Raw genomic sequence first — 24,140 nt, forward strand, 5'->3', positions numbered from 1 at the left:
TAATCTTTTAAAAAGTTTTTTTCGAATGAAGAAGGAATTTGTCGGATATGGAAGAAATTAGAATGTGAGACATGTTTAAAGGAGGGCTAGGACCATTGGATCATAATCTATATATCGTAATACTCTCTCTATTCGTTTGCTTTCTGTTTGCCTTAATCTCACTCGATTGGGTCAATCGACGTACAGAAGAGCAAAAATCGCAGCAACAATTCTTACTGATAGGTTCTGTTACAATGGGCATCGCTGTTTGGGCAACTCACTACATGGGAATGTTATCCATCCAAATTCCCGTTTCTGTAAACTACAATTTTTTAATCGTTACCACAGCACTCGCTGCAGGTATTTTCTTCTCATATGTATCGTTCTTACATTTTACCTCTCAAAGACCGCAGAATAAACTCTTTGTACCCGTTAGTTTATTTAGCATCGGCTTAGTGTCTGTTCATTTGATTGGATTGTTGTCCATGCACATGCATATGCCGATGAAACCAAATCTCATGTTTATCTTACTTTCCATCTCTTCCGCCTATCTATTTTCCTGGCTCGGCTTTTATCTACTCACTAAAAGAAGTTTTTCTGCAAGAAAAGTTTCTGCTAGTCTTTCGTTCACACTAGGTGTTAGTCTAATGCACTATATCGGTGAGATGGGTTTAATGACTGGAACGCCTACTTTCGATTGGCATAGTAGTTTTCCGATCAACAATATAAACATGACCGCTACTTTACTTGTATTCGGTGCGACAACAGTTGTATTGATTCTATACATTCTAGAACAGCGAAACCAAAAGAGACTCGTCGAGCATCAATTTCAACTGCTTGAATCTGAACACCGATACAACTCACTTTTTGAATTGAATCCTGAAGGTGTTTTTGTGATCGGACCAGATTTGAATTTTATAAAAGTAAATTCTTCACTTGTACAAATCACTGGCTATTCATTAGAAGAGCTCCACGCTATGCCATATACCAACCTTTTAAAACAAAATGAAATCTCGAATTCACTGAATTACTTAACTCGCGTGATTGAAGGCGAAACAATCAAACATCCACTTACGATCATTCATAAAGAAGGGCACGAAATAGAGCTCGATATTACGAGCATCCCTTATTCGATAAGAAGTGATATGACCGCTGTGATCGGTATTGCCAAAGATATGACTGCTATCAATGAAGCTCAAAACTTTAAACAAAGAGCAAACACGCTCGCTTATGTCGGAGAACTAGCAGCTGGTCTTGCGCATGAGATCCGTAACCCGCTAACTTCAATAAAAGGGTTCGCGCAATTGTTTCAGTCTCAAAACACAACAGAAGAAACGCATCATTTCTTAGGCATCATGTTACGAGAAACAGATCGAATCAACTTTATCATCAGTCAGCTTATGATACTTGCTCGACCACATATGATTTTAAAAAGTGAACATGACTTAAACGAAGTCATCAAACGCTCACTCAAATTTATAGAAGAAGAAACAGACTTTGAAACCATTTCGCTACACCTCGAGCTGCCAAAACAACCCGTTCTTTTAAAATGCGAAGAAAATCTAATAGCACAACTCATTTTAAATATCTTAAAAAATGCGTTAGAAGCGACACCTTCTTGGGGAAACATCTCGCTTCAGCTTAAACAAACACAAGAAAACATCACCATCGCCATTCAAGATGATGGACCCGGCATCCCCGAGCACCTCCTATCAAAGCTCGGACAGCCGTTCTATACAACAAAAGAAGGCAACCCTGGACTCGGCCTCTTAATCTGCTACCAAATCGTCCAGAACCACGGAGGAAAGATGAGGATCGAATCAAAAGAAGGCTACGGAACAAAAGTCTCACTCGAATTCCCAATAAGCGTTCCGTCAGAAGAAAAGATCCTTGAAATGAGCTTAAGTTGATTTGATTTTTCTTTAACTTGTTATAGATCAACAAGAGAAGGATTTGTTTCTTTAACTCCTCTCCGAATGTTAATTGAAGTGGAAGATGCGAGACTCCTGCGGGACAAGCGGTCAGGTGAGACACTTAATGGCGCAAAGCGGCAAGTGGCTCACCGCCTGCCCCGCGGAAAGCGAGTATCTGCAACGGAAATTAACAACTAACACCAGCTTGAGCAACCTTAATAACCACCCACAAAGATTTTCAAAATACATCCCCGCATCACCACACTCGCTCCAAAAAAACAAAAACAAAAAAAGACCTTCAAAATCGAAGGTCTTTTCCCCTAAAATCAAATCAACGTACCTTAACCCAACCATTCTTGATCGCCTCAACAACAGCCTGCGTACGATCATTCACATTCATCTTCTGAAGAATATTACTCACATGGTTCTTAACCGTCTTCTCACTAATATAAAGCTCTTCCCCAATCGTCCGGTTGCTACGTCCATCCGCTAACAACTGAAGAACCTCACACTCACGACGTGTTAAGATATGAAGCGGCTTGCGGTACTCCACTTCCACAAAACCAGCTTTGTTTTGCTGTTTACTATTTGAAGTAGACAATCGACGGAATTCATTTAGAAGATTATACGTAATTTTCGGATGAAGATAAGCTCCACCATCCGCAACAACACGAACGGCCTCAATCAATGAGTCAGCATCCATTTCTTTAAGTAGGTAACCAGATGCACCCGTTTGAACCGCATGTGATACATACGTCTCATCATCATGTATTGAAAGGATAATCACCTTTGTACCAGGAGACTTCTCAACCAAACGGCGCGTTGCTTCTACACCGTTAATGTTTGGCATATTGATGTCCATCAACACCACATCTGGATTATGGTCGCGGACAATGTTCTCAGCTTCTGAGCCATCATCACCTTCAGCAACAACAGAGAATTGATCTTCCATATCTAGAATACGTTTTACTCCTTCACGGAACAAACGGTGGTCATCGATAATCGCTATTCTTGTTTTCTCAGGTGCTGAGGCGTTATTTTCGTACACATTAACATTATTCATGTGTGAACCCTCCTAGTCTTGAATGGGAATTTGAATGTAAACACTTGTACCGAAGTTTATGCGGGATTTCACTTTTAAAGTTCCTTCGAGCAGTTCGACCCGCTCTCTCATCCCCATCATGCCAAAGGAATTTGATTTTGTTGGCTGTGCCATATCGAACCCCTTGCCATCATCTCGGATATATAATGAAATAAACTTTTGAGTAAACTCTAGTTTAACCTCAATCAGATTTGCTTCAGAGTGCTTAACAGCATTGCTTACCGACTCTTGAATCAACCGAAAAATCGCGATTTCCATCTTATTCGGAAACCGTCGGGTCTGACCAAGTGCATGAAGCTCAACCTCTATACCTGTACTTTCTTTCACATTACGTAAATACTTGTCTAATGTCGGAACGATACCAAGATCATCTAGGGCCATCGGGCGCAGATCGTAAATAATTCTACGTACCTCTTTCAAGGAATTTCGGACCATAACCCGTAAATCTTTTATTTCAACACGGGCGGCATCAGTTCCTTTTTCTACAAAGATTTTCTCTAAAAGTTCCGAGCGAATGAGCACATTTGCCATCAATTGAGCAGGCCCGTCATGAATTTCACGCGATACTCGTTTACGCTCTTCTTCTTGGGCTTCTATAATCTGAAGTCCAAATTCTTGCTTCTGCTGAGCGTTTTGCACAAGTTCGTTAATTTTTCTTAAATCACCGTTAAGATAATTTAAAACAACAGAAATCTGACCTGCCAGAGACTCCGCTTTTTGAACGGTATCGTTCAATGCGCCGATTCTCCGCTCGAGCTCATCTCTTTTTTCTCGAAGCTGTTTCTCAGTTTGCCGGATGATGGAAAGTTCAATCTGATACTTATTGGCATTCTCATACGCATCACGAATATCAGATTCGCTATACTTTTGAAAATGCTTGCTCACCTCTGCCAGTCGAGTTCGCGCCAGCTTTGCATATTCCTCGGTCCGGTCAGATTTATGTATGACCTCAATGACCTGCTGCTTTACTAGCTCAAGCTCACGGCGAAGCTGCTGAAACTCTTGGCGAGAATGCTCACTGATCTCAAAGATTTGCGATTGACTTGCCGTAACTGTATCGATGGTCTGATTTAGTATTCCGTCCAACAAATGTGGATCTATCGTTAACTTAGCTGCAGTCATGTAAATTTCCCCCAATTAAAACGATAAAGAAGTGTAACCGGAAGTTCTAGAACCATCTTGCCTAATTTATACATAGGCCTTAATACCCACTTGAGCGAATCATACCGCGAAGACATTAATCCTTCTAATATACTACATTCGCCAAGATGTGGAATTTTATGACTTTTAATGCTAAAAAATTTTTAAGAATTTGAATGCTTTTTATAATCACCTTATAATGAAGGATAACACGATACACTTGAAACATGAAGATTATTCGACAAATTTGACATGGAATTCATAATATTCACTACTCAAAGGAGTTTTCCCGCATATGCTTGCCAATTATCTTACCGTAAAAAACGAAGGACAGCACGAGATTGTCATTGAAAAATCTCGTTTTATCGCTCATATTGCACGAGCTACTACTGAAGAAGAAGCCCAGGCTTTCATCCAAAAAATTAAAAAGGAACATAACAGTGCCACACACAATTGCTCGGCATACTTAATCGGAGAAACCGACAACATTCAAAAAGCGAACGATGACGGTGAACCGAGCGGTACCGCGGGTGTTCCGATGTTAGAAGTACTTAAAAAACGACAATTGAAAGACACCGTTGCTGTTGTCACACGGTACTTCGGTGGAATCAAATTAGGTGCTGGAGGTCTCATCCGTGCATACGGTAAATCCGTTTCTGAAGGCCTCAACCATATTGGCGTTGTAGAACGTCAACTCCAACAGATCGTTCACATCACCGTGGATTACACGCTTCTCGGTAAAATGGAGAACGAACTGCGCAACTCTGTCTTCCCTATCAAAGAGATGAACTACATGGAAAAAGTAGAGATTCAGATGTTTGTACCGATAAAAGAAAAGGAAACATTTAAAGAATGGATCATTGACCTTTCAAACGCACAAAGTGAGATTGTTTTTGGTAAAGAGGAGTATTTGGAGAAAGATGTGAAATCCTAAAGTATACCCACCAAATAATATTTTTCCCCGAAAGCTATATTGTCGCATTTTAGACAATTGTCTATTTTTGTCTCATACGCTATTATGAAAGAGTTATATATGATTAATACTTCCAATACTATTGGACTAAAGGGAGTTTACATTTTTATGAATCAAATGAAAAACACAAGGGTAAGAAGAAGAAAACGCAAAAAAAGTCCTTTCCGCAAATTTCTGCGGTTCCTATTCGTTGTTACCCTTTTATTCGTTTTAAGTGCAGCTGGTTATGGTGGATATTTAGCTTTCAAAGTTAATGACGCAGCAAACGAGAGCTTTAAAGCTTTAGGTAGAGAAAAGTCAGATAAACGCTTAGATGAAGTGAAAATGGGAGAAGATCCTGTTAACATTCTGATGATCGGTGTAGAAAGCTATAAAGAGTCTCCTGGTCATTCTGATGCTATGATATTGCTTTCTATAAACCCTAAAACTAAAGAAACAGCGATGGTTAGTATTCCTCGAGATACGAGGACTTATCTTCCTATTGTTGATAGAAAAGATAAACTTTCTCACTCTTATGCTTATGGGAAGAAAGGCGAGAAAGAGTTAGCAACCATTGAAGCTGTAGAGGGATTACTTGATGTTCCAATTGATTATTATGTAAAAACCAATTTTAATGGCTTCAAAGAAGTTGTAGATGAATTGGGTGGAATTACAGTTGATGTACCTTTTGATTTCCGAGAAAAAGGTATAGTAGATGATAAAGTTAAAACGTTTCAATTCCGCCAAGGAGAGATGGACTTAAATGGCCCTGAAGCTCTTGCCTACGTTCAAATGCGTAAGAAAGATCCACGTGGAGACTTTGGAAGACAAGAGCGCCAACAACAAGCCATTAAAGCTATTGCTGATAAAGCTATGTCAATATCTTCAATCGGAAAAGCAGATAATATTATAGAGACACTCGGTGATAATGCACAAACAGATATTACAATAAAAGAAATGTTTGGTATACGTAATTTCTACAAAGAATTAGCGAACAAAGATATTAAACGCTTATCACTTGAAGGTGAAGATCAGACGATAAATGGGGTATATTATTATGTACCTTTTGATCGTTCAATTATTGAAGTTAGTAATGAATTAAAACGTATTCTTGAAATTGATCAACAGGATACAAATAATGAATCAGAATATTAAATCCCTTATTCCCTACAATTTACCTTGTAGGGAATTTTTTGTAAAAAAATATCGAATTTTTTCCTTTATAATGATATATTTACAATGTTAGTAAAATTTATAATATTTTTCTAACATATAATTTTAAAGGGGAGATTTCGGGTGAAGAAGAAATTAGCTGCGCTTAGTGCAGCAATGTTTATTGGGTTTATTGGAGGCGCGTTTACTGTTAAAAGTGAAGCTGCTTCAAATGTATTATTGGCAAGCACTGAATGGGTACTATCACAAATTAATCCAATGAAAGACAGAATTACAACGTTGGAAAACAAAGTCAACCAATTGTCGAATGGTGGGTCAAACCCGCAAGTTCCTGTGCAAGGAGTATCGGATGTAGTGACAAAAGGCTCAACTCCGGTTAGAAGAGGCGCGTCAATTACCGAGAGAGTATTCTTTACAGCTCCAGCTGGGACAGCACTTACCTATTCAAGCACGTATACAAATGCAAAAACAGGTGAAAAATGGTATATCGTTAAACTTGCTGATGGTAGAGCGGCTACTGTATTAGCTAGTAAGTCTTCCGTTTCTATTAGTTCTGTTACATCATTTTCTAGTGCCATTACGATAAATACTACTGCAGCAAGAAGATCCGCTTCTCCAACGGGGATAATTTATAAGAATTTAGCGGCAGGCACTGTTGTAAAATACTCTTCAACGTTTACAGCTGCTGATGGTCAAAAGTGGTATATTGTTAAATTGAGTGATGGTAGAGCTGCAGCAATCCTAGCATCGAGTGCAGAAGGTATTAAGTAAGATGAAACGAGTTGCAAGCTTTGTACTCATCCTATTAATTGCGTCAAGTTTTGCAGTTAATCCAGCCTTAGCCGCTATCAATCCAATAATTTATGAGCGCCCTGTAAAGGTCCGATTAACAGTTAAGAATCCATCAACACAAGTTATTGGTAATAAAGGGTTATATAAGCTAACAAATTTAGAAAATAATCAAGTCTTTATGTTAAGACCAAACACTACACTGACTTCTACTAAAACCTCTACAGGTACAAATGTAAAGCTAGGTGGTATAAATATTCATTCATCTAAAGGCTTTTTAGCTACAGAAATGGCAGGAGCAGCTAAACTCGTCTCTTTCACTGGAACTACTGAAGCGAGAACCGGTGCTTCTACTACCTCCCCTGTTAAGATTACATATGTGTCAGGTGAAACTTCTGAATTTGTTAGTGAAACCTCTGTTAATGGTGAAGCATGGTTTATTATCAAAGGTAAAGATGGATCCCAATTAGCAGTAAAAAAGGGTAGTACTACGGTGCTTGAAAATGCCCCTGCATTGTCATTATTCACAGTCACTGGCAACGGCAAGACATATAGAGGAAGCTTTCAAATTGAAACAACAAATACTATCATTAATCAACTAGCCCTTGAATTATACTTAAAAGGTGTAGTACCTAACGAATCCTATTCTTCTTGGCATATTGAAGCATTAAAAGCTCAGGCTGTTACTGCACGCAGTTATGCCGCTTATAAAGGAATTACCGGCATTCTGAATGATGGACAAAGCGATCAAGTTTACAAGGGATATGGAACAGAGGTATCAGCAACGAATCGTGCAGTGGATGAGACGAAAAACAAAGTGGTCACTTATAATGGGAAAGTAATCATGACTTTCTACTACTCATCAAGTGGAGGAAGAACAGCTAATTATAGCGAAGTTTGGAATCCTACTTCAGTTCCTTATTATAAAAGTGTAAATGATCAATACGATTTTCAATCAACAAAAGATTTCGGTGTACAGCATAACAGCAAATGGCAATATGCTGTGTCTGCTAGTGAGTTATTATCTCGATTAGCGACTCAAAAGAAAATAAGTGCTGAAGTAGCAGCTTCTACCCTTTATGGTTTAAATCTAACGAATGTAAACGGTCCAGGTACAGAAGTGAATGGGATTATACTTGAAACATCTAGTGGACCAATTTCTTTAACAGGTAAGAAAGAGAATGAAGTGCGTAGTTACTTCCCTACAACAAAAGGATCTCTCTCTTACAATTTACCTTCCAGCTGGTTTACAATAACTGCGAATAAAGAGTATGCTGTTCAAAACAATGATAGCCAGCAATCAGTATTCAGCATAAAGAATGCAACTATCCAAAAAACAGATGGTGTTTCTATTTTAAATGATGCAAATGTAAGTATTCAAATGGCTAACACAGTAGTAACGAAACCAGCTGATCCTAAATCTATTATTATTGATGGTAAAGGATTCGGGCACCGTATTGGAATGAGCCAATTCGGAGCTCAAGGGTATGCTAAATATGCAAATTGGGATTATAAAAAAATCCTTACCCACTACTTCCAAGGTACACAGATTACTGATCTGTAATATAAAAAGATGCCAATCACTAAACAGATTGGCATCTTTTTATTAATGTAGTTTATTTTTGTTTTTTGCAAGAGTAATATATGCTTCAAAGTCTTTCTTTAAGCGTATAAACAATAATAAACCTCCGAAGAGACAAACAATCATAATCCAGAATGGATTGAACAGAAAATCTGCAAAGCCTCCGACAACTACTCGTGGAATGTTTACCGTAAAAAAGATAAATAACACAATGATAACTGGGTGCTTCGGCAGTCTGATAAATCCGATATAAAGGACTTGTATAAAGAAACCTACATACAATGTACCAAGAATGATACCGTTGTAACCAAAATTAGCATAAGCTTCTCCAGCATAGAGCGTATTTAAAACACCAGCGATGCCTTCTTCTACCCTCTCAGGAAAATAGTGCTCCATAACCACTCTTGCTGACCGCACATGTTCCATATCGTACATACTAACCAAAAAATTAGGAAGACTCCTGCCTGATAAAAAAGGTTGTATTTCTCCAAATAAGTCTAAATGAAGATAAAATGGAGCAATTTGGGCGAGTATTAGCCTTGCAATAGGTCCAGACTGATACGAAAGGAAGCTGCTCGGGTTTGTCACGCCTTGTATAAACACATACATAACAATTAATAACCCAACACTCAAACTGCCGAGCATAGCTACTTTAGTCCAGCTCAAAACGGTTTTACCAATATAAATCCGAATCAATATTAACATTATGAAATAGAACATAATCGGGGCTTTTTGTAAGTCATATGTCAAGATTACAATTGATGCAATAAATAAGGCACCGAACAATATGGTCCATCTTAACTTCTTAGTTTTTTCAAAATATATATAAGCTATCAAAGATAGAACAGGAGTAAATCCGATTGCGAATATATTTCTAAATAGTGTGTTTCCTGCAAAATTTCTCGAAGCCTCAATTCGAAGCTTACCTAGGTCTTCACTTCCTGTAAACATAGCGAGAATAGGTATTTTATCAAGCTTTAGCATTGTGTATGCAACAGCTAATAAGCAAATCATTGCTAGAGTGGAAAATAGGTAAAAGAATTCTTTTTTACCCGTTTCAGTCTCCACAACAGGTTTTTTTAAATAATCATTGAATTCTTGCTGCGCATTAAAGCCTAACAATTTTGATACGACTAACATAGCTAACGGCATAGCAACCATGATGTAACAGATTAGAAAGAAACCAATTACGCGAAAATTATCATCATGTAGCCTATTGATCATATAATGATGATCTAATTTAAGAACAATTAATAATGATCCAATAAAACTGGATATCAATAACGAGTAATAATACACGATTGAAACTAAATTAGGGCGAAGGATAGAAAGTGACCCTGATACTTTTTGAAAAAGATATAAAGAGCCAATGAGCGTAACCAACCAGATTGTGAAGAAAAGCATTTGAACCCCCTTATGCTCTGTTGCAATGTGCTTACCAAGAAGTGTTACTATTATTTCCGAAATTCCTTAATAATACCTGATATAAACAGGATTATTAGAAAATAAAGCCATGAAACGGCAATCCATATCGGGTTTATTGTATCGGTTGACTGAATGTACACAACACTAGCCATAACAACTGTACCATTTACAAAAAGAAAAATCATTTTAAAAACAGGTACGGGTACATAATACACCTTTTGGCTTTTCATAAAAATTGAAATATTAACAAATAGATATGGGACGAGCATCGCAATTACTGCACCCCAAATAGATAACACAGGAATAAGGAAAATATTCAATAATACACATATTACTGCAGAAATTCCAACATAGTATGCAATTATCTTTGTTTCCTTTTTAATAAATAAGCCAACCGAAATAATTAGATAGTAAAAACTTAAAAATGTTCCTAAACTTAAGAATGCTATATAGTCTGCAGCAGGTGCAAAATCCTCATTAGAAATCATGAAAGAAAGTACATATGGTATAACTGTAGCTACTCCCAAAAGCCCTACGAGGCCAATGATTAAAATAAGAAGATACAATTTACTAAATATCTTAGGAGCATCCGCTTTTTCTTTGATAGACATGGTATAAGGACGCCAAGCCATTTGAACAGAAGATGTTAAAAGTGCAATCACAGCAGCAAACTTAACAGCTATAGCATAGATCCCAACCTCTTCCAAGGATTCGAATTTCGTTAAAAAGAATCGGTTAGAAAACGTAATGACCCAAAAAGCTATGGACGCTGGAACAAGTGGAGCTCCATAGGCTAATATTTTTTTCATCATGTCTTTGTTAACTTTGAAAGTCACAAATTCCTTTAATGGTTTAAATAAAAGAAGAACAATCAAAGCTGTACTTATAATTCTCCCATAAAAGATAGCTTCTACATTTGCAGAAAAAAATCTTAGAAAGACATACGAAAGAATCGCAACTAATCCAAGTTTGGTTACGGTATAAACAACGACCTTTAGACTTTTAAATTCAAAACGGAAATACGTTAATATAACCGTTGCCACTGCTTCTAACATAAGTACAAGCCCCGATAGCAGGATGATGTTTACATACTCTTCAGAGTTCGTCAGCATTAAAGAAATCCATTTTCCGAACAAGAGAAATACGACAAATATGGCCACAGAAATGAATATTCTAAAAAGCAAAACCGTCTTAACGTAATCTTGTTTTCTTTTTTCTTCTTTTGCATCAAAATAATAATACGCTAATGCATTATCAGTTCCGAAAATAATGATAAACGTCAGAATAGAGGTTAATGCGTCAATATTTTCAAGAACTCCCATTTCAGCTAATCCTAGATAAGCGGTGTATATGGGAATCATCAAAAATGCAATTAACTTAGTCCCCACATTCATGAGAGCGTATAATAACGAATCACCGCTCAATCGTTTGATCTGAGCTAGCAAGCACGATCATCCCCTATTTAAAGTTAAAGCCGCAAACAAAGACCTTATTTGCGGCTTAATCTTATTATAATTTGATATATTTTTCTGGTTTCGTGAAGTTTTTCATTGCGTTTCTTGTGTCAAAAATAGCGTTGCTGTTCTGACCGATCATCTCATAATCAAAATTAGAATGATCCGTTAAAATTAACACTAAGTCAGCTTCCTCAAGAACTGTTTCATTTAAAGTTACTACTTCTTCAATGTTACCATCTAGTTTAAAGCTAGTTACGAAAGGATCGCAAATCGTTAAATCTGCTCCAGCTTTTTTCAACATGGAGATAATTGGAAGAGATGGAGATTCCCTCACATCATCAATATCTTTCTTGTAAGCTACACCTAGTACTGCTACTTTAGAGCCACGAAGTGCCTTCCCGCTTTCATTTAAGATTCTCATTGAGCGGTCAACTACAATTTCCGGCATAGCGTTGTTGATCTCACCAGCTAATTCAATTAATCTTGTGTGATAGTTGTATTCTCTAGCTTTCCAAGTAAGATAGAAAGGATCGATTGGAATACAATGTCCTCCTAAACCTGGTCCAGGATAAAACGCCATGAATCCATAAGGTTTTGATTTCGCTGCATCAATAACTTCCCATACATCAATTCCCATACGTTCGCATAGAATTGCCATCTCATTAGCTAAAGCAATATTGATGTGTCTGAATGTATTTTCGAAAATCTTTTCCATTTCAGCAATTGCAGGGCTAGATACTTCATGTACATCCCCTTCAAGTACGTTGCGGTACATAGAAGCAGCTACTTTTGTACAGTTTGCAGTGATTCCCCCAACAACTTTAGGTGTATTCTTCGTTTTGAATTCTTTGTTACCTGGATCTACACGCTCAGGTGAGTATGCAATAAAGATGCTTTCGCCTACAACAAAACCATTCTTTTCGAATGGAGGACGCACGATTTCTTCTGTAGTCCCAGGGTAAGTTGTAGATTCAAGTACAACTAGCATGCCTTCATGTGCATATTTTGCAATCTCATTTGCTGAACTCTCTACATAAGATGTATCAGGCTGTTGGTACATGTCCAGTGGTGTTGGTACACAAATCGCAACCGCATCTACTTCTTTAATCTTCGCATAATCCGTTGTAGCAATGAGATGACCGCTGTTTACCATCTCTTGAAGGTCTTCACTTAGAACATCTCCAATATAGTTAACGCCGTCATTTACTTGTTGAACTCTGCTCTCTTGAACATCAAAACCGATTACTTTGTATCCAGCTTTCGCTTTTTCGACAGCTAATGGTAAACCAACATAACCTAATCCGACAACCCCAATAACTGCCTCTTTTGATTCTAATTTATGAAGCAATGTTTCCATATGACTCATATTTACATCTCCCTTTAATTAAAGACTTACTTTCTTTCCAGTTTCAGCTGATTCTAGAATTGCTAAAATCAATGCTACAGGAGCAATCCCGTCTAATCCCGAAACAATGGGTTCACGATTTTGTTTAATCGCTTCTACCATGTCTTCAATAATCCACTGATGACCTGGCTTTCCAAATGGATCATTTTTAATTTCATCCATAAGGTTAGAAGTATCAACTTCACTTTCGCCTTCGATATCCCAAGTTTCAATATAATTCGCCGTACGGCCACTTATTTTCACTGAAGCATTCTCACCGAAAATCGCTAAAGACTCTTCTAGGTTTTTAGGATAGATGGTAGTTGCAGCTTCAATAACTCCTAATGCACCATTTTTAAACGTAACAACCGCTGCAGCAACATCTTCTGCTTCAATCTTCCGCAGTCTTGTGGCTGCCATCGCTTGTACAGATTCAACTGGCCCCATTAACCATAACAGAAGGTCAAGATCGTGGATAGCTTGATTCATCAAGACTCCTCCATCAAACTCTTTCGTTCCTCTCCATGGCGCTTGGTCATAATAGGCTTGGTTTCTATTCCATCTAACCGTTGCATTGGCATGACTTAACGTTCCAAATACACCCTCGTCCATTTTTGCTTTAAGCTTTTGAACAGCTGGTCTGAAACGGTTTGGATGAACGACTGCTAATTTAACATCATTCGCTTTAGCGTCTTCAATCATTTGAATACCATCTTCATATTTAAGAGACATAGGCTTTTCAACAATGATATGGCGTTTATGTTCTGCAACAATTTTCGTTAATTTAGCATGTAAACCTGATGGAACACATATGTTAACGACCTCTATATCTTTATTCGTTCGAAGCATCTCATCTAAGTCTGTATATGTCTCGTATTTCCCTTGATATTCTTCTAAACGAACTGGATTGCTATCACATACTGCCACTAGTTCAGCATCTTGCGCATTTTCAATGGCTTCAATATGCTTTTTGGCAATATGTCCAATCCCTACTAATGCAAACTTAATCACGATTACTAGCTCCCTTTGCATCTATAATATATTTCCATAAAATTAAAGTTAATACGGTAATAAATAGCCCTAAAATCAGTCCTACCAAGGCATTCATAACCATGTTTCCTTGTTCTTTGCTCACATCTTTAGAAATAGTCTTAGGTTCTTCTATAATTTCTTGGCTTTTTTCTTCTGCTGTTTCAAGTTCACTTGTTAACTCTGTAATAAATTCTTCACTCTCGACAATTCGTTTATATTGTCTTTCTGATTGTTGAGGTTCTAACGTATTTGAATTGTATTTTTCTGCAGACTCTTTTTTTATTGCTTCCCAAAAATCAATTTTAGTTTTCAAATCATTCACTCTAGTGTCATTTTCTTCTTTCAAAGGCTTATAAGAAGCATTTACGTCTTTTAGATAAGCTTGAGTAACTTCGTTAAGTTCTTGCTTAACTAATTTCTCCTCTTCTCCTTCAATACGGAAAGTAACCCGTCCATCGGCTGGGATAAGTACTAAGAAATCAACTTCTGGATCCGCTAAATCTTGATATTTCGTTGTAATCAAGTCCGTTTTCACTAAGGTTGCTGGTTTCTTCACTGGCCCAATAAATGTTGTAGAAGTACCTACATAGTGTCTTTCTTGTAAGAGCGTAGCAGCAGCTCCAATGATCATTGCAATGATTGGAATCAGCAAAAACAGCCATTTTTTTCTCCAGAAGAAGAGCAAGTACTCATATAATACAAAGCGATCGTTTTGATCTGACAAAAAAACTACCTCCTAAACAATAAAAATCCCCCCTGTAAACCAGGGGAAGTTTTTTATTCAAAGTATGCCTTTAATTGTTCTACAACATAAGTCTGCTGCTCAATTTTCAACTCTGGGAACATTGGTAGAGATAGGGCTTCTTTTGCTGCCTTTTCAGCAACTGGGAAATCGCCTTCTTTGTATCCTAGATCTTTAAACACTGGCTGTACATGTAATGGAAGTGGATAGTAAACCATTGTAGATACGCCTTTTTCGTTTAAGAACTTTTGTACCTCATCACGATTTTCCACGCGAATCGTATATTGGTGGAACACGTGGTAACGGTCTTCTGCCTCAATCGGCGTAACCACTTTGTCACCTAGCATTTCTTTGATTAGTTTTGTGTAATTTTCAGCTTTCTCACGGCGTAATTGGCTCCACTCATCTAAATGAGGGAATTTCACATTTAACACAGCTGCTTGCAGCTCATCTAAACGGCTGTTATAGCCAAGAACATGGTGATAATATTTAGGCTTACTTCCGTGTACACGAATAACGCCCATGTTTTCAGCGATTTCTTGATCGTTCGTAACAATCATTCCGCCGTCTCCATAAGCTCCTAAGTTCTTCGTAGGGAAAAAGCTATAAGTAGCTGTAGTTCCTAGTTCTCCAACCGATTTACCTTTATATTTTGCTCCTATTGCTTGAGCTGCATCTTCCACAATAGCTAAATTATGTTTCTTGGCAATTTCAACGATCGGATCCATATCTGCCATTTGGCCATATAAGTGAACGGGAATAATTGCTTTTGTTTTTGGCGTGATAGCTTCCTCAATTTTTGCTGGATCAATATTAAAAGTGATTGGGTCAATATCAACATAAACAGGCTTAGCACCTGCTCGAGCGATAGCTCCACCTGTAGCAAAGAAAGTAAAAGGAGTTGTAATAACCTCGTCTCCTGCTTTCACACCACAAGCTTGAAGTGAAATATGTATTGCGTCACTTCCGTTACCTACTCCAACTGCATATTTCGTATTACTATATTTAGCAACATCTGCTTCTAACTTTTTAACATTATCGCCTAGGATAAACCTTGATGATGACATAACTTCGTCAAGGGCTTCCATGATCTCCGGTTTTAATACTGCATATTGTTCTGAAAGGTCAAGCATAGGTACTTTCATGTTTTATTCTCTCCTTAAAAGAAATCTACAAAATTTTGGAGTCCCATGGGCTCCGTATCATTCTAACATAATCCATTATAAGTTTTGCGATAGAATTTGACAAAAATTAATACGATTATACATTATTCTTTGTTTTTCCTTGATTTTAACTTAGAAAAAACAGATAGCAAAGGGGTATATCTTTCGTGAACCAATCCAATAAATTCAGCAAGTAGTTCTAAACAAAAAAGAATCGTTACGGTAAGGATGATCGAACCCCAAAAGGTTGTCCTTGAAAAAGCAATGGCTATAAGGCTAAACAGTGCATTCATAGCATATATCACTAATACCGTATTCCTATGAGATAAGCCTAAAAACAAGAGCCTGTGATGTAAATGACCGTTATCGGGCGCTGTGATCGATCGATTATTCGCTAACCTTCGAATAATCGCAAAGGATGTATCAAAAATAGGAACCCCTAATAATAGAATAGGTACAACTATACTAAAGAGTGTTACGCTTTTATAAAGCCCTAACAGGGATAAGATCGAAATGCTGTATCCTAAGAACAAAGCCCCTATATCTCCCATGAATATCTTTGCTGGATGAAAATTATACACTAGAAATCCGAGTACACTTGCTAAAATAATTAAAGAAAAAAAGAAAATTAGACTCTTACCATTAAAATAAGCAACAACTCCAATTGTAAATATGATGATGGCTGAAGAACCAGCGGCTAAACCATCAAGACCATCAATCAAGTTAATCGCATTTGTAATGAGAACAATCCATAATACTGTAAGCGGAATAGATAACCATCCCATAGCATAATTTCCGACAAAAGGTATATTAACAAATTCAATGGTTAAACCACTAGACGCTACTATAGCAGCAGCCAACAATTGAAAAACCAACTTTATTTTTGCAGATAGAGCAAAAATATCATCTAAAAGCCCTAAAAGAATAATTATTCCAGCACCCAAAGTAATGGAAGAAATGTTCTCAAGTGACAATCCACTATACAAATAAGCGGTGGACACACCAATTATGATAGCTAATCCACCTAAACGAGGCATAACTTTTTTATGAACTTTTCTGTTATTCGGTTGATCTGTAGCTTTAATCCAAATTGCAAACTTCATCACTAGTGGTGTTACACATATTACAGTAATTAGAGCCACAAGACTGGATAACCAAAGATGATTATTCATATTAACCTCTGTCGGAATTATTTTTTGTCTGCATAGTTTATCCAACAAAAACAATATTATTTTATATTGTAGTGGTTCGTATCTGTTATTCAGCTAAAGGGGTCGACTCGCCGTGAATTATTTTCCAACTTGTTTTTTGAAGAAAAAAAACAACAGGAAGCATCCGTATGCTCCCTGTTGTGAGTGGTTAAACTAATATAATATTTATCGGTGCTTATTAGAAAATTTCACTAAACTTTCTCCAACGATAAACTTTATCACGTTTAAAATGGGTCTGTACTTGTGGTGAACTAAGCCAATGATTTCTGCGATTAATTCCAGCATTAATAGCAAACCAAAAGTGATTGCAATTGCTCCCCATACCGTTGTAGTTGAAAACAATGCAGCCGAAATGCTGAAAATGATGCTCAAAAGGTAGATGATTAATACCGTCGACTTATGTGATAAGCCAAGACTAAGCAATCGGTGATGCAAATGACCTTTGTCTGGTGCTGATATCGGCTTCTTGTTAGCTATTCTGCGAATGATTGCAAAGGTTGTATCAAACACTGGTACACCAAGGATAATAATAGGAACAATAAAACTAAACAAAGTTACACTTTTATATAGTCCTAATAGAGATAATACAGATATCGAATACCCTAAAAAGAGTGCGCCTGTATCCCCCATAAATATTTTCGCTGGATTGAAATTGTAGAATAAAAAACCAAAAGTTGATCCTAAAATAATAACTGAGAGCGTTAATATTAAGATATTCCCGTTAATCCCCGCCATTACTGCTACAGTCAAGATTACAATCGATGAAATTCCTGCAGCTAGTCCATCAAGTCCATCTATTAAATTGATTGCATTCGTAATCGCTAATATCCAAAACAACGTTATAGGGTACGCCCATAAGCCTAATTCAAACTTTCCGATAAAAGGGATATTAAGTAGATCAATCGTTAATCCTGTTTCTATAATTACAAAAGCAGCTAAGATTTGACCTGCTAATTTTGCTTTTGCTGATAGCTCATATATGTCATCTAAAATTCCTAATATAACAATAATTAGTGCACCAACTGTTATACCCGTAACTTCTTGTTTGTGAAGACCAGCAGTAAAATAACCCGCTGCAACTCCAATAAGGATTGCAAGTCCTCCCAATCTTGGCATAACTTTCTGATGAACTTTTCTTTGGTTTGGTTTATCTGTTGCTCCAATTAATATTGCGAATTTAATCACTAGTGGAGTTATGGCTAATACTGTTAACAATGAAACACCAAACGCGATAATCAATGTTTTATCCATGGTATCCCCTTTACTTTCCAAAAAGTATTATATTCATCTCATTGAAAGCCCTAGAACCTCTTCTGAGAAATTTCCCTCAAGGAAATCCTTTTAAACTTTCAAACTGGAACACTATTTTGACCTCTATTGACAAATTATAAAGATATCTGTCGTACATTTCAATCCTTTTATTTAAACATAATCAATCCTTAACAATAGGAAAGGTATGCCGATATAAGATGTGATTAGCCGAAAAATGACAAATAGTAACAAAATACTATATGGTTTGATAGAGTTATATTGTAATATTTTGTTATATTTAGTCATAATTTACTAATTTTAATAAAGTTGGATGGGCAGGTGTTTTAAAGTCTACTAATTAGAGGGGAAGGTATAATGAATTGCACCACAAAATTAAGAGTTTTTTATTATGTATTTCTTTAGTTTTATCTCTTGCTTATAGTATGCCAAATAAAGTTGAAGCAGCAGACGTCACATTTAAAGCGCTGACACTAAATGATGTTAATCTACACAGTGGAGCGAGTACGAGACAACCAATTATTACATCTTTAAAGAAAAATACTATAGTTACAGTTACATTTCAAATCAACGGATGGAGTAAAGTAAATACAGATCATCTTAGCGGATGGATTTACGGAGATGTGCTAAAATCGCAAACGACAGTTAAATCAGACAGCGTCAATGTATATGAAAAACCTAGCACAAGGAAGCAAATCATTAACACACTACCATCAGGAACAGAAATATCTATCATTTCAGAGATTAATGGATGGTATCAAATTTCTTTCGGCAATTTGAATGGTTGGGTGTATAGCACTCATCTAGTTAAGGAAAGTAAACCTATAAACTCCTTAACATTATCTGCAATAGCACTAACTGATGGAATTAAAGTATACAGCGGCGCTAGTACACGCACAAAAGTTGTCTCATCACTTAAGAAGAATGAAAAAGTACAAATTACCAATCAAATTAATGGTTGGAATCAAATTACATCATCTACAACAAATGGTTGGGTATATGAAGGCTTGCTAGCGGCTAACGTGTCTGTTAAAGCTATAAAAACAAACGTATATGAAAAGCCAAGTACTAGGTCTTCATCAATAGGTAGCTTTACACAAGGTGACAAGCTTTTAATCGATAGTGAAATTAATGGATGGTACTTTGTTACATCTTCTAAACTTAATGGTTGGGTATATAATACGCATCTATTAAAAGAGAGTGTACCCTTGCAAACAACTCCAACTCTATCTGCTATTTCATTAACCAGTGGATTAAAAGTACATAGCGGTGCAAGTACACGTACTTCAACAATTTCTTCATTAAAAAAGGATCAAAGGGTTACAATTACCCGGCAAATCAACGGTTGGAACCAAATCACATCACCTTCAATAAGCGGATGGGTGTTCGGAGGGCTTTTAACTTCTGATTTAACAGTAAAAGCATCTCAAGTAAATGTTTATGAAAATGCTAGTACTAGATCCAAGATCATCGCGTCCTTTAAATCTGGCAATAAGATATCTGTAAATAAAGAAATTAACGGTTGGTACTACGTAACCTCTCCAACCATTAACGGTTGGGTATATTCTAACCACATCAATCTTGGAAGTCCTAAGCCTCTTGAGAACACAACGACTATACCTTCTATTGTTACATTAAATGGACTTAAAGTTTATAGCGGTGCCAGCACACGCACAACTGTAATAGGTTCCTTAGGCAAGGATCAAAATGTTATTGTCAATTATCAAATTAATGGTTGGAATCGTTTTACCTCTGAAACCATAAACGGTTGGGTGTATGGTGGTGTTTTAAAAAAAGAAACACCTGTAAGTTCTACATATGTCGCTGTATATGAAAAGCCGAGTACACGTTCGGCAGTAATAACGAATCTTACCTCTGGTGATACGATTCAAGTTGAAAAAGAGATTAATGGCTGGTACTTCTTTACATCAGCTAAAGGATCTGGTTGGCTTTTTGGAGCTCACTTGAAAACTGGAAGTCCACTTCCTGATCCTTTAAGTGGTAAAGTAATTGTCATTGATCCTGGGCACGGTGGCAGTGATTCTGGTGCGATAGGAAGAACCTATAAAACGTATGAAAAAAATCTTGCATTAAGTACTTCTAAATTAATTTCCACCAAACTCACAAAAGCAGGTGCGAAAGTAATCATGACACGTTCAACCGATGTATTTATTGAGTTGGGAAATCGCGCACAAGTGAGTAATAAGAATTATGCTGACGCGTTTATTAGTATCCATTATAATTCTTTTCCAGTTAGCACGAGTTCACCAAATGGACTAGAATCATATTATTACAACTACAATAAAGATTATTTCCTAGCAAAGTCCATTCATGATAGTATGACTGGTAACACTATCGGTTTAATGAAAAATCGTGGTGTGAAATACGGTAATCTATCCGTATTGCGAAACAATTATCGACCGGCTGCGCTGCTCGAATTAGGTTTTCTTTCTGATCCGTTAGATGAACGACTTGTGCTCAAAGATAGCTATCAAGAAACGGTATCTAATGCCATTGTTCAAGGGTTAAGAAATTATTTTAAATAATTTCTACTATATTAATAGTAATATTTCTTCCGGAACCTGCATTAGGCAGGTTCTTCTTTTAATCTTATTATGTGTAAAGCTAAGAGATTAGAAAATAAGTAATACAAACATGTACCTTACACAAAATAAATAAGTAAATAGTCCGCTCATTCGTGTGAGAATGAGCGGACTATTTTCAAAAGGACTATTCTTGATTTCTTAAAAGCTGATTTTCTGGAACTTTTCTTATTACACGCGCAGGAGATCCTACAACAAGATCTTCTGATTTAACATCTTTAGTAACGACACTTGCAGCTGCTACAGTTCCATCTTCTTCAATCACTTTACCAGGCAATATCGTAGAATTCGCTCCTACTCTTCCACCTTTCTTAATTGTAACACCTTTGAATTTATCATAACGTTCCTTTGAACGAGCCATATAATTGTCATTCGTCGTTACTACATAAGGTGCGATGAAAACATAATCTTCAATTGTAGAATAAGCGGTAATGTAGCAATTAGTTTCTAGCTTGCATTTCAATCCTACTGTACAATCGTTTTCGACTGAAACACCACGACCGACAATCGTTTTTTCACCGATTGTTACTCTCTCTCTAACGGTAGCGAGGTCAGCTACAAAAACATCGTCCGCTAATTCAGCATTTGCATAAATAATAGCAGAAGTACCAATGGTAACACCTGAACCAATTTTCGTAGGAGGTAAATGTTTAACATCAGGTAAAATAGAGTTCTTAGCCCGTGTTGGCTGTTTTCCAATCACAGCATTATCTTGAATAATACAGTGATCCCCAATTGTTACTCCTGGATAAATGATGACATTATGTCCAAGGGTTACATTTTCACCAAATGTTACATTTTCACCAATTACTACATTCTTTCCTGCTTTAAAGGGTTGCATATTAATTATTCCCTCTTTCCATCAAATTTTCTTTTTTAGCATAATCTTCTTCCATGACATGTATCAATCGATTCGCTAGGTTTTGCCAAGAATAATTTTCTTCTACAAATGTTCTGGCTAATGCTCCCATTCTTTCTTTCGCTTCCTGATTTCCAGCTAGCTGGCTTAGGCTGTCAGCCAGTTCATCTACGGTTCCTACTTTCACACCCCCACCGGACGTTTCAACAATCGTCTGAGGAATATTGCATAGAATTGCCGTAGGAAGAGAAGCAGCCATATAATCATACGCTTTGTTTAAACTCATACCCCATTTATAAAGGTCAGCATCCCACATCGAGATTAAACCAATATCAGCCTTCATTAATATGGAAGGAATTTGTTCTTTAGGAATTGGAGGTAGGAATGTAATATTATGAATTCCTTCTTCTTCTGTACGTTTAATCAACCGTGCCTTTTCTACTCCATCACCCACAAAAACAAAATGGACGTTTTCGTTACGGTTCTGTAGAATTTTTGCTGTATCTAATAAAGGGTCTAAGTTGTTAGCCAAACCATGTGCACCGGTATAGATGGCTATATTCTTATCTTTTAGACTTTGCATAACCTGTTCAATATCGTTTTCTAATGGCTCTTTCTTTTCATATCTCTCAAGATCAGCACCATTTGGTAAATAAACAACCTTTTTCGTATCAATTCCGCGACTCTCCACATAATTGACAGCTTTATCAAATAAGACAACGATTCTATCTGCTTTTTTATACAGAAACTTTTCGAGCTTGTACAAAAATTTCACAAACGGATTTGAACGCGAAAACTTTCCAAGATGAATCAATGTCTCTGGCCATAGATCGCGCTCTTCAAAATAAAACATACTTTTCTTGTACCTTGAAATCGCATAGCCAAGAAATGCTGCAAAAGGGTGTACAATCGTACCCATTACAAAATCCGGCTGACCTTTAATTTTTTTCGCAGCAAAATAGCCTCTAAAAGTGTAACTTAAGATATTCAGTACTCTTCGATGATCATTTTTATAGTAAGGAGTTGTTTTAATCCAAACATATCTGATGCCATCGTAATATTCTTCTTTATATGTTTTACCCTTTGGAATGCTATGCTTAACCGTTCGAGTTCGATGATCAAAAGACGAGGCAAAAATCGTAACCTCATGCCCTTTTTTAATTAACTTCGAACTCAAATCATAGTCACGCGTTATCCCGCCTGATCCAGGTGAAATAGCATAGTGGTTAAAAATCCATAATTTCATAGTATGAACACTGCCTTTTTAATTAGAACTTTTTAATGATTGAATGACTTCCACTTCTTTTTCAATTGTTTCTTCATAAGAAAACTTAGCCTTTGGATCTACAGTTAGCTTGTTTAAATCAATTTTTTCAAAAACTTCATCGAGGTTGATATCCGCTCGTTCATTGTTCATGAAGAATGCATTATCAAAGTCTCCAAGCATTTCTTTACAAATTGAAATATCAGATGTAACAATTGGCATTCCGTAAGTCGCGATCTCGCACATCATAACCCCCTGAGCATCTAGTCGCGTAGGCATGATCGCACAGCGATAGCTGTTTAATGTATCTGGAAAGTCTGCTGGAGTTAAGAACTCATTAATCAAGGTAATATTTTCTGGTTTCTCATGATAGTCAAAGTACTTTCCTTTTCCATATATATGGAAAGTATACTGTGGATGAGCTTTAGCTACTTTTGCTACAAGATCTACACCATACTTGGATTGATCTAATGGCCGAATAGTAATAAAGTCAGCTTTCAACTCTTGCTTAGGTTGGTAACTCTCTGTTAAGAATACAGAATTCATTGAATTTGAGATAACATATGAGTTTTCTTCCGTTAGCTTTCGATCTGCTTTTACACACTGGAAGAATGCTTCTTTCATCCACTCACTAACAAAAATAATCTTCAGCTTGTTTTCTTTCATTAACTTCGTCATAAAGTTTTTCATAACTCTTACTTTAATTTGATCGTACATTTGATCCGCAAATGAAATCTGCTTTTTCCCTTTTTGCATATAATCATAGGCAGGTGGATAAAAGTCTTTCTTTATCAATACTTCATGACCATGAAGGAACATTAATAATTTAGCAAAAGATGTTTTGTGCTTCATTAAGAAACGAATATGATTTCTTAAATTAGGAGCATGGCTAATAAATAAATCGTATTTTTGTGACGGCTGGAAAGCTTCATGAGTGATAACATTTATATTTTCATAGGTATATGAGGCTTTTGCTGAAAAGGAAAGAACCGTTACCTCTAATCCTTTTCTTAAATATTCTAGATTACGTGTATGAACATAACTCATCGCATATTTATTTGTTGTACTTGGATAATCTTGGACAAGCACTAGAATTTTCAT

The 24,140-nt window shown here is 36.7% G+C and carries 20 protein-coding genes; 7 read left to right on the forward strand and 13 right to left on the reverse strand.

Annotation, left to right across the window (positions count from 1 at the left end):
- The first annotated feature begins 95 nt into the window (after positions 1-95).
- Positions 96-1,889, forward strand: coding sequence for an ATP-binding protein (locus IHV12_RS03995; RefSeq protein WP_197189897.1), 1,794 nt, complete (start codon positions 96-98; stop codon positions 1,887-1,889).
- A 66-nt stretch (positions 1,890-1,955) separates the two neighbouring features.
- Positions 1,956-2,090 (forward strand): hypothetical protein, encoded by a 135-nt coding sequence (locus IHV12_RS22845; RefSeq protein WP_255552533.1) that lies wholly within the window; start codon positions 1,956-1,958, stop codon positions 2,088-2,090.
- 133 nt (positions 2,091-2,223) lie between these two features.
- Here IHV12_RS22845 and IHV12_RS04000 read toward each other — a convergent pair whose 3' ends face one another.
- Complete coding sequence (locus IHV12_RS04000; protein ID WP_197189898.1) at positions 2,224-2,955, reverse strand: response regulator; 732 nt, start codon at positions 2,953-2,955, stop codon at positions 2,224-2,226.
- 12 nt (positions 2,956-2,967) lie between these two features.
- Positions 2,968-4,116, reverse strand: coding sequence for a sensor histidine kinase (locus IHV12_RS04005; RefSeq protein ID WP_197189899.1), 1,149 nt, complete (start codon positions 4,114-4,116; stop codon positions 2,968-2,970).
- Between the two features lie 313 nt (positions 4,117-4,429).
- On the opposite strand from IHV12_RS04005, the gene IHV12_RS04010 reads away from it, so the two are divergent.
- The 4 genes from IHV12_RS04010 to IHV12_RS04025 all read left to right on the forward strand — a co-directional run bounded on the left by IHV12_RS04010 (position 4,430) and on the right by IHV12_RS04025 (position 8,612).
- The gene (locus tag IHV12_RS04010; protein ID WP_197189900.1) at positions 4,430-5,068 is read left to right on the forward strand and encodes a YigZ family protein; all 639 of its coding nucleotides are present in this window, start codon (positions 4,430-4,432) and stop codon (positions 5,066-5,068) included.
- Between the two features lie 147 nt (positions 5,069-5,215).
- Positions 5,216-6,241 carry an LCP family protein gene (locus IHV12_RS04015; protein WP_197189901.1) on the forward strand — a complete coding sequence of 342 codons (1,026 nt, stop codon included), beginning with the start codon at positions 5,216-5,218 and terminating at the stop codon, positions 6,239-6,241.
- A gap of 141 nt (positions 6,242-6,382) precedes the next feature.
- Positions 6,383-7,030, forward strand: a complete 648-nt coding sequence (locus IHV12_RS04020; RefSeq protein WP_197189902.1) for a hypothetical protein — start codon at positions 6,383-6,385, stop codon at positions 7,028-7,030.
- Positions 7,011-8,612, forward strand: a complete 1,602-nt coding sequence (locus IHV12_RS04025) for a SpoIID/LytB domain-containing protein (RefSeq protein WP_197189903.1) — start codon at positions 7,011-7,013, stop codon at positions 8,610-8,612. The genes IHV12_RS04020 and IHV12_RS04025 overlap by 20 nt, the downstream gene beginning before the upstream one ends.
- A gap of 42 nt (positions 8,613-8,654) precedes the next feature.
- On the opposite strand, the gene IHV12_RS04030 is transcribed toward IHV12_RS04025, so the two are convergent.
- From IHV12_RS04030 to IHV12_RS04065, 8 genes are all read right to left on the reverse strand, one after another.
- Complete coding sequence (locus IHV12_RS04030; RefSeq protein ID WP_197189904.1) at positions 8,655-10,034, reverse strand: O-antigen polymerase; 1,380 nt, start codon at positions 10,032-10,034, stop codon at positions 8,655-8,657.
- Positions 10,035-10,084: 50 nt separating this feature from the next.
- Positions 10,085-11,500 carry a lipopolysaccharide biosynthesis protein gene (locus tag IHV12_RS04035; RefSeq protein WP_197189905.1) on the reverse strand — a complete coding sequence of 472 codons (1,416 nt, stop codon included), beginning with the start codon at positions 11,498-11,500 and terminating at the stop codon, positions 10,085-10,087.
- 64 nt (positions 11,501-11,564) lie between these two features.
- Complete coding sequence (locus tag IHV12_RS04040) at positions 11,565-12,878, reverse strand: nucleotide sugar dehydrogenase (RefSeq protein ID WP_197189906.1); 1,314 nt, start codon at positions 12,876-12,878, stop codon at positions 11,565-11,567.
- A gap of 18 nt (positions 12,879-12,896) precedes the next feature.
- Entirely contained in the window at positions 12,897-13,907 is a 1,011-nt protein-coding gene (locus IHV12_RS04045) for a Gfo/Idh/MocA family protein (protein ID WP_197189907.1), read from the reverse strand.
- Positions 13,900-14,652: a hypothetical protein gene (locus IHV12_RS04050; RefSeq protein ID WP_197189908.1), complete on the reverse strand. Its 753-nt coding sequence runs from the start codon at positions 14,650-14,652 to the stop codon at positions 13,900-13,902. The genes IHV12_RS04045 and IHV12_RS04050 overlap by 8 nt, the downstream gene beginning before the upstream one ends.
- Positions 14,653-14,705: 53 nt before the next feature.
- Entirely contained in the window at positions 14,706-15,815 is a 1,110-nt protein-coding gene (locus IHV12_RS04055) for a DegT/DnrJ/EryC1/StrS family aminotransferase (RefSeq protein ID WP_197189909.1), read from the reverse strand.
- Between the two features lie 122 nt (positions 15,816-15,937).
- A complete protein-coding gene (locus IHV12_RS04060; RefSeq protein ID WP_197189910.1) occupies positions 15,938-17,005 on the reverse strand; it encodes a glycosyltransferase family 4 protein in 1,068 nt (355 codons plus the stop codon).
- A 204-nt stretch (positions 17,006-17,209) separates the two neighbouring features.
- Positions 17,210-18,295 (reverse strand): glycosyltransferase family 4 protein, encoded by a 1,086-nt coding sequence (locus IHV12_RS04065; RefSeq protein ID WP_197189911.1) that lies wholly within the window; start codon positions 18,293-18,295, stop codon positions 17,210-17,212.
- A gap of 443 nt (positions 18,296-18,738) precedes the next feature.
- On the opposite strand from IHV12_RS04065, the gene IHV12_RS04070 reads away from it, so the two are divergent.
- Entirely contained in the window at positions 18,739-20,859 is a 2,121-nt protein-coding gene (locus IHV12_RS04070; protein WP_197189912.1) for an SH3 domain-containing protein, read from the forward strand.
- A gap of 184 nt (positions 20,860-21,043) precedes the next feature.
- On the opposite strand, the gene IHV12_RS04075 is transcribed toward IHV12_RS04070, so the two are convergent.
- The 3 genes from IHV12_RS04075 to IHV12_RS04085 are packed head-to-tail and all read right to left on the reverse strand — an operon-like array spanning position 21,044 to position 24,140.
- Positions 21,044-21,757: an acyltransferase gene (locus IHV12_RS04075; protein ID WP_197189913.1), complete on the reverse strand. Its 714-nt coding sequence runs from the start codon at positions 21,755-21,757 to the stop codon at positions 21,044-21,046.
- A gap of 1 nt (position 21,758) precedes the next feature.
- The gene (locus tag IHV12_RS04080; protein ID WP_197189914.1) at positions 21,759-23,021 is read right to left on the reverse strand and encodes a glycosyltransferase family 4 protein; all 1,263 of its coding nucleotides are present in this window, start codon (positions 23,019-23,021) and stop codon (positions 21,759-21,761) included.
- Between the two features lie 18 nt (positions 23,022-23,039).
- Positions 23,040-24,140 (reverse strand): glycosyltransferase, encoded by a 1,101-nt coding sequence (locus IHV12_RS04085; protein ID WP_197189915.1) that lies wholly within the window; start codon positions 24,138-24,140, stop codon positions 23,040-23,042.

Source organism: Fictibacillus sp. 7GRE50, from assembly GCF_015903875.1.
In the GTDB taxonomy this organism is placed as follows: Bacteria; Bacillota; Bacilli; order Bacillales; family Fictibacillaceae; genus Fictibacillus; species Fictibacillus phosphorivorans.

Coding starts and splice junctions, on each gene's coding strand:
- IHV12_RS04085 (WP_197189915.1), bottom strand. CDS start 24,140: ATGAAAATTCTAGTGCTTGTCCAAGATTATCCAAGTACAACAAATAAA.
- IHV12_RS04005 (WP_197189899.1), bottom strand. CDS start 4,116: ATGACTGCAGCTAAGTTAACGATAGATCCACATTTGTTGGACGGAATA.
- IHV12_RS04075 (WP_197189913.1), bottom strand. CDS start 21,757: ATGCAACCCTTTAAAGCAGGAAAGAATGTAGTAATTGGTGAAAATGTA.
- IHV12_RS04060 (WP_197189910.1), bottom strand. CDS start 17,005: ATGAATAATCATCTTTGGTTATCCAGTCTTGTGGCTCTAATTACTGTA.
- IHV12_RS04015 (WP_197189901.1), top strand. CDS start 5,216: ATGAATCAAATGAAAAACACAAGGGTAAGAAGAAGAAAACGCAAAAAA.
- IHV12_RS04040 (WP_197189906.1), bottom strand. CDS start 12,878: ATGAGTCATATGGAAACATTGCTTCATAAATTAGAATCAAAAGAGGCA.
- IHV12_RS04065 (WP_197189911.1), bottom strand. CDS start 18,295: ATGGATAAAACATTGATTATCGCGTTTGGTGTTTCATTGTTAACAGTA.
- IHV12_RS04080 (WP_197189914.1), bottom strand. CDS start 23,021: ATGAAATTATGGATTTTTAACCACTATGCTATTTCACCTGGATCAGGC.
- IHV12_RS22845 (WP_255552533.1), top strand. CDS start 1,956: ATGTTAATTGAAGTGGAAGATGCGAGACTCCTGCGGGACAAGCGGTCA.
- IHV12_RS04010 (WP_197189900.1), top strand. CDS start 4,430: ATGCTTGCCAATTATCTTACCGTAAAAAACGAAGGACAGCACGAGATT.
- IHV12_RS04070 (WP_197189912.1), top strand. CDS start 18,739: ATGCCAAATAAAGTTGAAGCAGCAGACGTCACATTTAAAGCGCTGACA.
- IHV12_RS04055 (WP_197189909.1), bottom strand. CDS start 15,815: ATGAAAGTACCTATGCTTGACCTTTCAGAACAATATGCAGTATTAAAA.
- IHV12_RS04000 (WP_197189898.1), bottom strand. CDS start 2,955: ATGAATAATGTTAATGTGTACGAAAATAACGCCTCAGCACCTGAGAAA.
- IHV12_RS04030 (WP_197189904.1), bottom strand. CDS start 10,034: ATGCTTTTCTTCACAATCTGGTTGGTTACGCTCATTGGCTCTTTATAT.